The 13574-nt window shown below is 70.1% G+C and carries 13 protein-coding genes and 4 tRNA genes; 15 read left to right on the top strand and 2 right to left on the bottom strand.

The features are described 5' to 3' along the window. Positions 1–10 precede the first annotated feature (10 nt). Positions 11–985 (top strand): polyprenyl synthetase family protein, encoded by a 975-nt coding sequence (locus tag DB033_RS10135; protein WP_111766571.1) that lies wholly within the window; start codon positions 11–13, stop codon positions 983–985. Here DB033_RS10135 and rarD read toward each other — a convergent pair. Next, positions 982–1884, bottom strand: a complete 903-nt coding sequence (gene rarD / locus DB033_RS10130) for an EamA family transporter RarD (RefSeq protein WP_111766570.1) — start codon at positions 1882–1884, stop codon at positions 982–984. The genes DB033_RS10135 and rarD overlap by 4 nt on opposite strands. 43 nt (positions 1885–1927) lie before the next feature. Next, complete coding sequence (locus tag DB033_RS10125; protein ID WP_111766569.1) at positions 1928–2419, bottom strand: YajQ family cyclic di-GMP-binding protein; 492 nt, start codon at positions 2417–2419, stop codon at positions 1928–1930. Between the two features lie 355 nt (positions 2420–2774). Here DB033_RS10125 and DB033_RS10120 point away from each other — a divergent pair. The 14 genes from DB033_RS10120 to rplJ all read left to right on the top strand — a co-directional run bounded on the left by DB033_RS10120 (position 2775) and on the right by rplJ (position 13528). Further along, positions 2775–2855: transfer RNA gene (locus DB033_RS10120), tRNA-Tyr, on the top strand. Between the two features lie 590 nt (positions 2856–3445). After that, a complete protein-coding gene (locus DB033_RS10115) occupies positions 3446–6046 on the top strand; it encodes a putative bifunctional diguanylate cyclase/phosphodiesterase (RefSeq protein ID WP_157970615.1) in 2601 nt (866 codons plus the stop codon). 204 nt (positions 6047–6250) lie between these two features. Next, positions 6251–6323, top strand: a tRNA-Thr gene (locus DB033_RS10110). Between the two features lie 104 nt (positions 6324–6427). After that, positions 6428–6500: transfer RNA gene (locus DB033_RS10105), tRNA-Met, on the top strand. 103 nt (positions 6501–6603) lie between these two features. Next, positions 6604–6774, top strand: a complete 171-nt coding sequence (gene rpmG / locus DB033_RS10100) for a 50S ribosomal protein L33 (RefSeq protein WP_111766567.1) — start codon at positions 6604–6606, stop codon at positions 6772–6774. A 7-nt stretch (positions 6775–6781) separates the two neighbouring features. Further along, positions 6782–7228, top strand: coding sequence for an FAS1-like dehydratase domain-containing protein (locus DB033_RS10095; protein ID WP_111766566.1), 447 nt, complete (start codon positions 6782–6784; stop codon positions 7226–7228). Then, a complete protein-coding gene (locus tag DB033_RS10090) occupies positions 7225–7656 on the top strand; it encodes a MaoC family dehydratase (RefSeq protein ID WP_111766565.1) in 432 nt (143 codons plus the stop codon). Before DB033_RS10095 ends, DB033_RS10090 begins: the two co-directional genes overlap by 4 nt. 198 nt (positions 7657–7854) lie before the next feature. Next, a tRNA-Trp gene (locus tag DB033_RS10085) sits at positions 7855–7927 on the top strand. A 78-nt stretch (positions 7928–8005) separates the two neighbouring features. Beyond that, complete coding sequence (secE, locus tag DB033_RS21420; protein ID WP_240615821.1) at positions 8006–8608, top strand: preprotein translocase subunit SecE; 603 nt, start codon at positions 8006–8008, stop codon at positions 8606–8608. A 292-nt stretch (positions 8609–8900) separates the two neighbouring features. Beyond that, positions 8901–9701: a transcription termination/antitermination protein NusG gene (gene nusG, locus DB033_RS10075; RefSeq protein WP_111767388.1), complete on the top strand. Its 801-nt coding sequence runs from the start codon at positions 8901–8903 to the stop codon at positions 9699–9701. 86 nt (positions 9702–9787) lie between these two features. Beyond that, on the top strand, positions 9788–10222 hold the full coding sequence (gene rplK / locus DB033_RS10070; RefSeq protein ID WP_111766564.1) for a 50S ribosomal protein L11: 435 nt from the start codon (positions 9788–9790) through the stop codon (positions 10220–10222). Positions 10223–10335: 113 nt separating this feature from the next. Continuing rightward, positions 10336–11052, top strand: coding sequence for a 50S ribosomal protein L1 (gene rplA, locus DB033_RS10065; RefSeq protein ID WP_111766563.1), 717 nt, complete (start codon positions 10336–10338; stop codon positions 11050–11052). A 215-nt stretch (positions 11053–11267) separates the two neighbouring features. Continuing rightward, the gene (locus tag DB033_RS10055; protein WP_157970614.1) at positions 11268–12212 is read left to right on the top strand and encodes an SCO4651 family lipoprotein; all 945 of its coding nucleotides are present in this window, start codon (positions 11268–11270) and stop codon (positions 12210–12212) included. Positions 12213–12889: 677 nt separating this feature from the next. Beyond that, positions 12890–13528 carry a 50S ribosomal protein L10 gene (gene rplJ, locus DB033_RS10050; RefSeq protein WP_111766560.1) on the top strand — a complete coding sequence of 213 codons (639 nt, stop codon included), beginning with the start codon at positions 12890–12892 and terminating at the stop codon, positions 13526–13528. Positions 13529–13574: the final 46 nt, after the last annotated feature.

Raw genomic sequence — 13574 nt, 5'->3', positions numbered from 1 at the left:
TCCTCGCGTGATGGCCGGGATCGAGCTCGCCGACCCGGCGCTCGCCCGGCGGGTGACCGACGGCCTGGCCACGGTCGAAGACCTGCTCGACAAGGAACTGCAGTCCGAGTTCGGGTTCGTCACCGAGACCGCCTCGCACCTGATGCACGCCGGCGGGAAGCGGTTCCGCCCGCTGTTCACCCTGGTCGCCGCCGGGATCGGACCGCGACCGGACGCCCCCGAGGTGGCCATCGCCGCGGCGGTGGTCGAGCTGGTGCACCTGGCGACGCTGTACCACGACGACGTCATGGACGAGGCCGAGGTGCGCCGTGGCGCGAAGTCGGCCAACGCCCGTTGGGACAACTCGATCGCCATCCTCACCGGCGACTTCCTCTTCGCCCACGCCTCCCGGCTGGTCGCCGACCTCGGTCCGGATGCCGTCCGCATCATCGCCGAGACCTTCGCCGAACTCGTCACCGGGCAGACCCGGGAGACCGTCGGCCCAGGGCCGACCGGCAGCCCGATCGAGCACCACCTGCTGGTGCTCGACGAGAAGACCGCCTCGTTGATCGACACCTGTGCCCGCTACGCCGGGATGTTCTCCGGCGCCACCGACGCCGAGATCGCCGCACTCCGCCGGTACGGCCGCGCCGTCGGCGTCGCCTTCCAGATCGCCGACGACATCATCGACATCGTGTCCGCCGATTCCGGCAAGACCCCGGGCACCGACCTGCGTGAAGGTGTCCCGACCCTGTCGGCGCTGTACACGATCGCCGCCGGCACCGACTCCCGGCTCATCGACCTGGTGTCCCGGCCGCTGCGCGACGAGGCCGAGGTGGCCGAGGCGGTCGCGCTGCTGTCGGCGTCCGACGGCATGGTCCAGGCCCGGCAGACCCTGGACAGCTACGCCGGGGAGGCGGCCGCCGCGCTGAGCGACCTGCCGCCGTCGTCGGCCCGGGACGCCCTGACCTCCCTGACCCGGTTCGTGGTGGAGCGCACCCGCTAGCTGCGCCCGGCCACCGTCGCTGCCGCGGGCTCCCGCCGGCCGCCCCGGGAATGGCGGACGGCGTCGACGGAGTAGACCGCCAACGCCGCCCAGATGATCACGAAGCCCACCCACCGGGTGGCCGACATGTGCTCGTGCGCCCAGAACACCCCGAGCACGAACTGCATGGTGGGCGTGAGGTACTGCAGGAACCCGACCACCGACAGCGGCAACGCCTGCGCCGCGACCGCGAACGCGCCCAGCGGGACGATGGTCACCAGCCCGCCGGCGGCCAGCAGCAGCACGTGCCCCGCGCCGTGGTCGGTCAGGGTGGACCGGCCGGCGAACTGCAGCCAGGTCAGGAAGGCCAGTGCGGCCGGGGCCAGCACCAGCGCCTCCGCCGTCAGCGACTCCGCCGCCGCGAGCGGGATCACCTTCTTCACCAGTCCGTACAGCGCGAACGACGACGCGAGCGTCAGCGCGATCCACGGCAGCCCGCCGGTGCCGGTGGCGATGACCACCACGGCCGCCGCGGCGATGCCCACCGCGACCCACTGCAACGTCCGCAGCCGCTCGCGCAGCACCAGCACGGCCAATGCGACGCTGACCAGCGGATTGATGTAGTAACCCAGCGCCGCCTCGACGACGAGGCCGTTGTTGACGGCGAAGATGTACACGCCCCAGTTCACCGCGATCAGCACCGACGCCGCCGCGACCTGCAGCCAGGTTCGCCGGGGGAGCGACCGCAGCGCGTGCCAGTGTCGCCGCACCGTCAGCACGACGGCCATGAACACCAGGGACCAGACGACCCGGTGGGCCAGGATCTCCGGCGCGGACGCCGGCTCCAGGAACGGCCAGAACAGCGGGAACAGGCCCCAGACGCCGTACGCGACGAGGCCGAAGACGATCCCCCGGCGCATCAGGACACCACCGGCGCCCAGGGGCGGGGGAGCGTGCGCACCGTCAGCGGTAGTTCGTGAACTGCAACGCCAGATCGAGGTCGGCGCCCTTGAGCAGGGCGATGACCGCCTGCAGGTCGTCGCGCTTCTTGCCGGTCACGCGGAGCTGATCACCCTGGATCTGGGCCTGGACGCCCTTGGGTCCCTGCTCCTTGATCAGCTTGGCGATCTGCTTCGCCTTGTCGGTCGGGATGCCGGAGACCAGCGTGCCGGTGACCTTGAAGATCTTGCCCGAGGCCTGGGGCTTGTCGATCTCCAGCGCCTTCATGGAGATGTCCCGCCGGATCAGCTTCTCCTTGAACACGTCGATCGCCGCGGCGCAACGCTCCTCGGTGTCGGCGGTCAGGGTCACGGTGTCCTCGCCGGCCCACACGATGGTCGCGTTCACGCCGCGGAAGTCGAACCGCTGGGAGAGCTCCTTCGCCGCCTGGTTGAGCGCGTTGTCCGCCTCCTGGTGATCGACCTTGCTGACGATGTCGAACGATGCGTCCGCCATGGTGCCTCCTTCTCCGGTGCGTCCCGACCGGGACGCTCGACGTCACGGGCGCCGCCCCCAGGGCGGCGCGACCCCGGCCCATTCTCCACCGGCCCGCCCGGCGCGGCGGACCGCGGCCGGAAGACCACCTCCGTCAGCCGGTCGTCCCGCGCGTCGCCGCGCGGTCCCCGCCGTCCGTCGCCGTCCCGTGCCGCCAGGTGCCGCGGGCCACGACGCGGCCACGACCACGGCCCACGGCGCACGGCACCGGGGGGCGGTCTGCGGGCTCCCACCAGCGGATTTCGTCCACCGCGGGGCCACTTGTAGTATCGACAACCGGACGTTGCGCCACCGCGGGTGGCGGATCGTCCCGCGGGGCAGGTTGCCCGAGTGGCCAAAGGGAGCTGACTGTAAATCAGCCGCGCAAGCTACGGGAGTTCGAATCTCTCACCTGCCACACCGCACCATCCACCGGCCCGGGGCCGGCCCCTCCGGGGGTCGGGCCCGGGCCGGTGTCGTCGGGGCGGTTCCGCGCCGTGGTGCCCTGCGTGGGCCGGTACCGGGCGGGACGGTCGGAGCCGGCGGGCCCCGGCGGGTGCTCCCCGAACGGGCACTCCTGGTACGGCGATGAGGTGAAATCTCCGGACCACGATCCGGGTTGGTGCCGATCCGGCCGATGTGAGCGATCTCACGGACGTCGTCGAGCGCTCGTCCGGGCCTGGAGAGTCCCGAAAGAGCGAACCTCCCGATGACGGCGGGTCAGCATCCGGTGATCCGAAGGGGCGGTGGTCACGGCGACTCGCCGTCTGCTGCCACTGTCGGATGAGTGCCGACGGGGGTCGTCTCGACGTAGCGACCCGTTGGAGGGACGCCCTGCCGTCGGTCACTCGAACGGCTCTGCACGGGCAGACCAGCGCTGTCGGGTTTGTGGCGCAAGATTCCCTTGATCGCGACGGAACGTTACGCTCCGTGCATGCCCTCCCGTCCTCCGCGCGCGCGTCGTTCAGCGGTCCGCGCGCCCGGGGCGCCGGCGACGGGAGCGGCGGTATGAGCGAGGTCCTCGCCGAGTCCCCGGCGCCGCCGCGGCGCACCTGGCGGCCCAGTCAGGTGTTCCCGGCGACCACCGCGCTGGTGTTCGCGGCCTGCATCCCGATCTACACCCTGATCGTCAACCACCCCGACGCCATCGACGCGCCTGACCTGCGCTTCTGGCCCACCGCCGGGCTGACGGCGCTGCTCATCGGGATCCTGGTGTTCTGCGAGCTCGTGCCCCTGCGGGTGGAGTTCCGCACCGAGACCATGATGGTGGCGCTGCTGGAGTTCCCGCTGGTCATCGGGTTCCTCGTGCTGCCCTGGTTCCTGGTGCTCGGCGCGCAACTGGTCGTCGGTGTCTCGGTGTACGTGCTGCGCAAGGACGACTGGCCGCACTCGCTGCTCAACGTGGCGCTCGTGCTCGCCGACACGGGTGTCGCCCTCTCGGCGATGATCGCACTCGGCGCGGCCACCGGGGTGAAGCCCGATGACCTCGCCTGGCCGCTCGTCGTGGCCGCGGGCGTCCTGGCCGGCACGATGGCCAGCCCGGTGATCGTCGGCCTGGCCTACCGGCTGCTCGGACCGGTCGAGCCGGTGTGGAAGGTCATCGCCCGGTCCAGCGGCGGCGCCTGCTTCGTCATCGTGTTCGCGCTCGTGGAGTTCCTGCTGTGGACGTCCGACGTCGGCGCCGGGCCCTACATCGCCACCGCGCTGATGGCCTTCGCCGTGCTCATCTACCTCGCCTTCCGGTCGATGATGAGCCGGCACGCGAACCTCAACCAGCTCTACACCTTCATCCGCAGCGTCGGCGTCACCCAGGCCGACAACACCCGCTGGCCCGAGATGATGGAGATGGTGCGGTCCCACAACAACGCCACCACCGCGGTGCTGTACCTGGAAGACGTCGCCGACTTCACCGGCGAGGCCACCGCCCCCGGGCCCGCACCGGCGAAGCTGGTGGGACTGGCGGTCGACCTGCACGGCCAGGTGGGAGTGGCGCCGCTCGACGCCGACGACCACCTGCTCGCCCTGGCCGGCACCCACGGCGTGGTGCGGGCGTCGGTGGACAAGGACACCGACCCGGCGGTGCTCGCGGCGCTGCGTGCCCGTGGCGCCAAGGCGGTGATGATCGTCGCCCTCACCGCCTCGCACCAGGTCCGCGGGTACGTCGAGGTCCGTGACCGGCTCAGCCGGTGGGGCGAGTTCACCGAGGAGGACGCCGAGTTCCTGGGAACCCTCAGCGTGCACATGGGGACCGCGCTGGAGAACGTCCAGTTGCTGGCCAACCTACGGCACGAGGCCTACCGCGACTCGGTGACCGGGTTGCGCAGCCGCGCCGGGCTGACCGTGGACGCCGAGGAGCTGCTGGCCGAGAACCGGCTGGGAGCACTCGCGCTGATCCAGCTCGACACGCTCTCGCAGGTCAACAACGCGCTGGGGCACCGGCACGGCGAGGAGCTCCTCGTCCAGGCGGGGCAGCGGATACTGCAGGCGGGGGACCGGGCCGTGGCCCGTCTGGAGTCCGACCTGTTCGCGATCCTGCTCGAGCCGATGCCCGAGGCCGAGCTCGCGCTGGAGGTGTCGTCGATCCTGCGCCGGATCAGCCCGTCGTACAGCCTGGCCGGGGTGGACGTGGAGGTCGAGCCGCACGCCGGCATCGCCGTCGTGGTCGACGAGCACTCCCTGGAGCATCCGGACGCGGCCGCGCTGCTGCAACGTGCCGAGATGGCCCTGCTGGCCAGCCGCAACCGCCACGAGCGCTTCGAGATCTTCCGCCCGACGATGGGCGAGGTGTACCGCCGTCGCTTCCAGCTGGTCACCCAGTTCCGCGGCGCGGTCGACCAGGGCCACATCGTCGTGCACTACCAGCCCAAGGTCAGCCTGGAGGACAACCAGCTCCGTGGGGTCGAGGCCCTCGTCCGCTGGGTGCACCCCGAGTTCGGGATGGTCACGCCGGGGGAGTTCGTCAAGGCCATCGAAGCCACCGGCTCCATCGACATCCTGCTCAACCACGTGCTGGAGATCGTGCTCGCCCAGATCCGCGGCTGGCTCGACCGCGGGCTGCGGATCAGCGTCGCGGTCAACCTGTCGATGCGCAATCTCACCGGCAAGCACTTCCCGGAGCGCGTGGGGGCCGCCCTGGAGCGCCATCAGGTACCGGCCGAGCTGCTCACCTTCGAGCTCACCGAGTCCAACGTGATGACCGACCCCGAGACGGCGATGCCGATCCTGGACGCGCTGCACTCGATGGGCATCATGCTGTCGGTCGACGACTTCGGCACCGGTTACTCGTCCCTGGCCTACCTGCGGCGGCTGCCGATCGACGAGATCAAGATCGACCGGTCGTTCGTGCTCGGGATGTCCACCGCGCTGGGCGACCTGGCCATCGTCCAGTCGATCATCGATCTCGGGCACTCGCTGGGGCTGAAGGTCATCGCGGAGGGGGTCGAGGAGGACGCCTCGCGCGTGGTCCTGAAGTCGATGCAGTGCGACGGGATCCAGGGGTTCCTGCTGAGCCGGCCGCAACCGGTGGACCGTTTCGAGGCCTGGCTGGATTCCCGCACCGTGCGCACCACCAACGGGGTCGACATGCCGATCATGCGGGTGGTCGGCTGAGCCGTCCGCGCCCCGGCAGACCGCCCCGGACCAGCGATTTCGGTTAGCGGCATCAGCTCATGTACAGTGGTCGAGGCTGCGGACGAGGGCCGGGACACCGAATCCCGGGACCGAGGACGACAGTGCAGGAGACCGGCTCGCGAACCGGCAGCAGTACCGCAGATCGCAGTTGGCAGTAACGAAGTAGAAGTGCCAAGAGGACAGGCCCCCTTAGCTCAGTCGGTAGAGCGTCTCCATGGTAAGGAGAAGGTCTACGGTTCGATTCCGTAAGGGGGCTCGGAGGACGCGGCCGTGGGCTGGGACCACCCGGGAACGGGAATGGTTCTCCGTCTGCGGCCGTTCTTTCGTGGGTACGGTGCTCGCGCCGTACGCGCACCTTGTGGCGGTGTAGCTCAGCTGGCAGAGCAAACGGCTCATAATCGTTAGGTCGCCGGTTCAAGTCCGGCCACCGCTACCCACAGGCCAGGATCAGGTGTTCCCGATCCGGACCGCTCACCACACAGCCGGCACGGGTCTTCCGTGCCGCCCGTACGAGAAGCAGAAAGAGGCCGACGGCCGTGGCCGCGAAATCGACTGACATCCGCCCCAAGATCACCTTGGCGTGCGAAGAATGCAAGCACCGGAACTACATCACCAAGAAGAACCGGCGCAACGATCCCGATCGCCTCGAGATCAAGAAGTTCTGCCCGAACTGCAAGTGCCACCGGAACCACAAAGAGACCCGGTAGTCCGCGCGTGGCCATGGACCGGGCCTTCGTCGGCCGGAGCTTTCCGTTCGACGAACCCTACGATGTGGGCCGCGAGAGCATCCGCCAGTTCGCCTCCGCGATCGGCGATGACAATTCGATGTACGTCGACAGGGTGGCCGCTCGAGCAGCGGGCCACCCTGACGTCGTTGCGCCCCCGACCTTCCTGATCGCCGTCGTGGCGCGGGCCCAGGACAGGGTCATGTTCGACCCGGCGCTCGGGCTCGACTTCTCCCGGGTCGTGCACCTGGACCAGCGCTTCGTGCACCACCGGCCGGTCGTGGCCGGCGACGTGCTGCACTCCACCGTGCACGTCGACTCGATCAAGGTGCTCGCCGGCAACGACGTGATCGCGGTCCGCACCGAGGTCACCGACGCCGCCGGTGCGGCGGTCGCCACCGCCCACGGCACGCTCGTCTCGCGGGCCGCGGCATGACCGCCTCGGTGCACTTCGACGACGTCGCGGTCGGCACCGTGCTGCCGCCGCTGTCACTGCGGGTACCCCGGGCCCAGCTGGTCCGTTACGCCGGCGCCTCCGGCGACTTCAACCCCATCCACTGGAACGAGCGGGTGGCCACCTCGGTCGGACTGCCCGGGGTGATCGTCCACGGCATGTTGACCATGGCGCTGTCCGCCCGGGTCCTCACCGACTGGGTGGGCGATCCGGCGGCGGTCCGCGAGTACGGCGTCCGGTTCACGCGCCCCGTCGTCGTTCCTGACGACGACGAGGGTGCGCTGCTGGAGATCTCCGCGGTCGTCGGCGCGCTGGACGAACAGGCCCGGACGGTACGGGTCGACGTCACCGCGACGTTCGAGGGCCAGACGGTGTTGGGCAGGGCCCGAGCCGTGGTCGCGCTGGCCTGACCGCGACCCCGACCGGGGGTCGTGGGCTTTCCGTTTAGGCCATCCGTCGTCAGTGGCCTACACTGGGTTGTCCGGGGTGTGACCCCACGTGCCCGCTCGCGGGTGGGTGACGGTGACGCCCCGGTTCGGTGTGGATCTCCCGGGATCCCCCTCCGCTCCGGTTCTCCGGGTGGGTGGGGACGGGGTGTTCACCGCCGAAGGGGTGTAGCTCAAGTGGTAGAGCAACGGTCTCCAAAACCGTAGGTTGCAGGTTCAAGTCCTGTCACCCCTGCTCTGGTCCCGTCGTGGGGACCGGGCTCGCGCGGATCCGCGCACCGCAGCACCCGCAGAGCAGAAGACGAGGGACCGAGTGAGCAAGGACCGCGACGGGTTCTCCGACGACGAGAACCTCGCACCGGGTGTCCCCGGCGCCGACGGAGTTCCGTCGACCGGCTCGACCCCGTTCCGGGCGAGCTCGGCGGCTGGTGACAGCGACGACGTGCTGCACGATCCCGAGACGACCGCACCGGACGCCATCGAGGTCGAAGCCCAGATCGAGGCGGCGGAGGAGTCGGCGGGCCTGGAGCCGGGTGCGTCCGACGACGCCACCGAGTCCGCTGCCGCCCAGCGCGCCGAGGAGGCCGACGGCGAGCGGGTCGAGAGCGAAGAACTGGTCGGCGCCGGTGTCGGCGGCGGCAGCCGTGGGCGGCGGGGGAACACCTCGGCCGCTGTGACCGGCAAGAAGGACGCGCCGACGAAGTCGCGGGACGTGGCCGACCGGGAAGGCATGTTCGCCCGGTTGAGCCGCTTCCTCCGCGAGGTCGTCGCCGAGCTGCGCAAGGTCATCTGGCCCAGCCGCAAGCAGATGGTGACCTACACCGTGGTGGTCATCGTCTTCCTGGTGATCATGGTGGCGCTGGTCTCCGGGCTGGACCTGTTGTTCCACCTGATCGTCAGCAACGTCCTGGGCTGAGTTCCCGGTCCTCCGGGGCCGGGTGGCGCGTCGGTGGTCCGGCCACCGGGGCACGTCGGCGGGCCGGCCCGCCGTGGGGCGGTACCGCCCGCGTCCTCCGCCCGACAGAGCCCATAGGGCCCACAGAGCAGTGTCCGAAGAGTGATCCATCGCAGTACCGGTCAGCAGCACGGCCGGACCAGCAGTACGGAAGAGAGTGAGCACCGTGTCCGACAACGATCCGTTCGCAAGCGAGCGTTCGCGCGCCGACGACGACTCGACGGGGTACACCGGTCTCGACAACCCGTTCGACCTGTCGCCGACCGCGGCCGACGTCGACCCCTTCATCGAGGACTACGCGACGGCCGCCGACGAGGCCTCCACGCAGTCCGATGACGTCTCGGACGGCGCGGACGCCTCCGACGTCGCCGATCCCTTCGCCGCCGCCGACGCGGACGTGCCCGCCGACGACGCCACCGCGGGCGCCGACGACGCCGCGGACGACGAGCCCGAGGTCGATCCGGCCACGGAGATGCGGTCGGCCCTCAGCCGGGCCCCGGGTCACTGGTTCGTCGTGCACTCCTACTCCGGCTACGAGAAGAAGGTCAAGGCCAACCTCGAGAACCGGATCAAGTCCCTCGACATGGAGGACTACATCTTCCAGATCGAGGTGCCGGAGGAGGAAGTCACCGAGATCAAGAACGGCCAGCCCAAGAAGGTCCAGCGCCGGGTCTACCCCGGCTACATCCTGGTCCGGATGGAGCTGACCGACGGCTCGTGGTCGGCGGTCCGCAACACCCCCGGCGTCACCGGCTTCGTCGGCGCGAACTCGCGCCCGTCGCCGCTCTCGCTGGACGACGTGGTCAAGATCCTCGCCCCGACCGGGCCGAAGAAGACCACCGAGAAGGTCAGCACCGCCGGCCGCGCCCCGGCGCGCACCGTGGTCGACTACTCGGTCGGCGAATCGGTCACCGTCATGGACGGTCCGTTCGCGACGCTGCCCGCCACCATCAACGAGATCAACGCCGACCAGCAGAAGCTGAAGGTCCTGGTGTCCATCTTCGGACGCGAGACCCCGGTCGAGCTGGCGTTCTCGCAGGTCTCGAAACTCTGACCGCCGGCCGGCCGCCCTGGCAGCGGCCCGGTCGGAAGCCCCGGTGAGACCACCGGGAAACCTCCCCAGGAAGAAGAAGCGACACCATGCCTCCCAAGAAGAAGAAGCTTGCGGCGATCGTCAAGCTGCAGATCAAGGCCGGAATGGCCAACCCGGCACCGCCCATCGGTCCGGCGCTCGGCCAGCACGGCGTCAACATCATGGAGTTCTGCAAGGCGTACAACGCCGCCACGGAGACCCAGCGCGGCGAGGTCGTCCCCGTCGAGATCTCGATCTTCGAGGACCGCTCGTTCTCGTTCGAGCTCAAGACCCCGCCGGCCGCCCGGCTGCTGCTCAAGGCCGCCGGTGTGGACAAGGGATCGGCCACCCCGCACTCCGCCAAGGTCGCCACGGTGACCACCGCGCAGCTGCGTGAGATCGCCACCGTCAAGCAGGTCGACCTGAACGCGAACGACGTCGACCAGGCCATCAAGATCATCGCCGGCACCGCCCGTTCCATGGGCATCACCGTCAAGGACTGATCACCCCGTCGGCACCTCCGGGTGCCGCGACGCCGTGACCGTCCGGTCACGGTGGTGGTAGGGCCCGCGCCGGCCCGCTACCCACACCTCCGATTTCCGCTCGAGGAGAGCTCATGAAGCGCAGCAAGGCATACCGCAAGGCCGCCGAACTCGTCGACAAGACGAAGCAGTACACCCCGCTGGAGGCCGTCAAGCTGGCCCAGCAGACCTCGAACACGAAGTACGACGCCACCGTCGAGGTCGCCCTCGTGCTCGGTGTCGACCCGCGCAAGGCCGACCAGATGGTGCGTGGCACCGTCAACCTGCCCAACGGCACCGGCAAGGTCAGCCGCGTCATCGTGTTCGCCGTCGGCGACAAGGCCGAGGAGGCCATCGCGGCCGGCGCCGACGTCGTCGGCAGCGACGACCTCATCGCCCGCATCCAGGGTGGGTGGCTCGAGTTCGACGCCGCCGTCGCCACCCCCGACCAGATGGCCAAGATCGGTCGCATCGCGCGCGTCCTGGGGCCGCGCGGCCTGATGCCGAACCCGAAGACCGGCACCGTCACCGCCGACGTCACGAAGGCCGTCAGCGAGATCAAGGGCGGCAAGGTCAACTTCCGGGTCGACAAGGCGGCCAACCTGCACCTCGTGATCGGCAAGGTGTCCTTCACCCCCGAGCAGCTGGTGCAGAACTACGCCGCCGCCCTGGACGAGGTGCTCCGGTCCAAGCCGGCCACCTCCAAGGGCCGCTACCTGAAGAAGATCTTCTTCACGACCACCATGGGCCCGGGCATCCCGGTCGACTCGACCATCACCCGCAACATGCTGGACGAGACCGCCGCCGTCTGATCCTCTCCGACCCGGTCAGGGGTCGGAACCCGTGTCATCCCGACAGCCCCGTCGCACCTGCCAGGTGTGCGCCGGGGCTGTCGGCGTCCCGGGTGGAGTTCCCGGGTGGAACGGGCCGGGGGAGTGCTGTCGGGGCGGCGGGTTAGCGTGGGGTGATCCCTCCGGTGCGGCGGACCGCACGCACACCGGCCGCACCCCTGCTGACGAGGACCACCGTGAAGACGCTCCCCGTCGCGCTCGCCGCGACCCTGATGCTCACCCTCGCCGCCTGCGGCACGACACAGGACGGGTCGCCCGCGCCGGCCACCACCCTGACGAGCGTCTCCCGGTCGATCGAGAGCCCCACCGTGACCACCAGTGCCCCACCCACGACGTCGTCGGCGACGGGTTCCGGTACGTCCACCGCCACCACGGGGTCGACCGGGCGGAGCACCACGGGCGGTACCGCCGGCACCGACCCGGTCGCCGCCGAGCTGGTGGGCAGACTGCTCGCCGGGGCGGCGGCCACCTCGTCGTTGACCGGAACGATCAGCGTGGACGGCGGCGGGCTGAGCGGGGACGAGCCGTTGGCCACGTTCGGCCAGCTCACCGACGGGGCCGAGGTGACCGCGCTGCAGATGGAGGTGACGGTCCCCGGCGCCGAGGGGCCGACGTCGCTGCCCATCCTGCTGGTGGAGGACCGCTTCTTCATCGGTGGTGTGATCGCCGAGCAGTACGACGGGACCTGGGTGGAGATCACCGCCGACACCACCGATCCGACGCTCAGCGAGCTGTACACCTCGCTCGCCGACTCGATCAACAGCGCCTCGGTCACGCAGTACGTCACCTTCCTGACCCTGGCCCGGGACACCACCGACGAGGGACCCGATCAGGTCGACGGGGTGGACGCCCGGCGGTACGCGTTGACGCTCGATCTGACCGCACTCGACGAGGTCGACATCGACGACAGCGTCCGCGCCTCGTTGGAGGCGGTGGTCGCGCAGGGCATCACCGAGGTCCCCTGCCTGTACTGGATCGACGGCGAGGGCCGGTTGTTGCGCGCCGAGCAGACGCTGGCCGTCGGCAGCGAGAACATCACCACGGTCGCGGCGTTCACCGACTTCGACGCCCCGCTGGAGATCGCGGTACCGGACGCCTCGCTCATCGTCGTCGCACCCTGACCCCGTCGGCGTCGCGCAGGGGGCTGCCGGCCTGGGTGCTGCCGATTGCACTACACCGAGCTGGGGCGCTCACAACGGCGCCGGCCTGGACGGGGTGCTCCGCCCCTGGCAGCGCCGGTCGCGTGGTGTGGTGTGCTGGGCTGTGTCGTGGCGAGGTGTGCAGTCACGGGCTGCGCCGTGGGTCAGGTAGTTCCCGAGTGCGCTGTTGAGCCAGGTCGTGCCGAGGCGCTCCGCCCCGGGGCCGCGCCGTTCCCGAGGTGCGCTTCCTTCAGCGTTCCGTGGTGAGGCGCAGTCACAGGCCGCGCCGTGGGGTCAGGTCGTTCCCGAGGTGCCCCCTGCCGGACGGAGCCGGGGCGCGCGGGGTGGTGGCCGCGTCGTCGCGCGGTTGTCGGTGCGGCTCGCGTCCCGTACAGTGATCGGTGATCCACCGAAGACCGTCGGTTTTCTGCTGCCCGCGTGCGGGCTCCAGGACGAAGGTCCGCGACAGCGGGCGACCCACGCAGGAGGACGAGGTTCCGATCCGCACGTCGCCAGGCGATGTGCGTCTCCACGCCCCGTGCCACTGCGCCGGGGCGTTCGTCGTTTCCGGACCTGATGCCAGCAGTCTGCCTTCCGCGGTCACGGTGGCCGGTAGCTCTTCGCTATCGGGACGCACACGTACGCAGGAAGGAGGCGAGATGGTCAAGGCACAATCGGTGTCCACCGTCGCTGATCTCGCGGACCAGTTCCGCAATTCGTCGGCTGCGGTGATCACCGAGTACCGCGGTCTCACCATGAAGCAGATCACTGCTCTGCGGCGGGCCCTCGGCACCACCACCGACTACACCGTCGCCAAGAACACCCTCGTCAAGCGCGCCGCGGCCGACGCCGGAGTGGAGGGTCTGGACGACCTGCTCTCCGGTCCCACCGCGATCGCGTTCGTCAAGGGCGAGCCGAGCGAGGCCGCCAAGGCGATCCGCGAGTTCGCCAAGGGCAACCCGTTGCTCGTGGTCAAGGGCGGCTACCTCGACGGCAAGCCGCTGCAGCCGGCCGACGTCAACAAGATCGCCGATCTGGAGAGCCGCGAGGTCCTGCTGGCGAAGTTCGCCGGCGCGATGAAGGGCAACCTGTCGAAGGCCGCCTACGCGTTCTCCGCACTGCCCTCGCAGATGGCGCGGCTCGCCGCGGCGCTGCAGGAGCAGAAGGCCTCCGGCGAGGCGGCTGCTCCGGCCGACGCCGCGCCGGCCGCCGACGCGACGTCCGACGACGGCGTGGTGAACGCCGAGCAGAACCAGGCGGAAGCCGCCAGTACCGAAGCCCCGGCCGATCTGGCCTGAGCTGGCCGGCCGATCCGACATCCGTCGGGGAAGCCACCCCGGTCAG

The organism is Nakamurella deserti (assembly GCF_003260015.1).
Taxonomy (GTDB): Bacteria; Actinomycetota; Actinomycetes; order Mycobacteriales; family Nakamurellaceae; genus Nakamurella; species Nakamurella deserti.
This window is presented reverse-complemented; position numbering and strand designations above follow the sequence as displayed.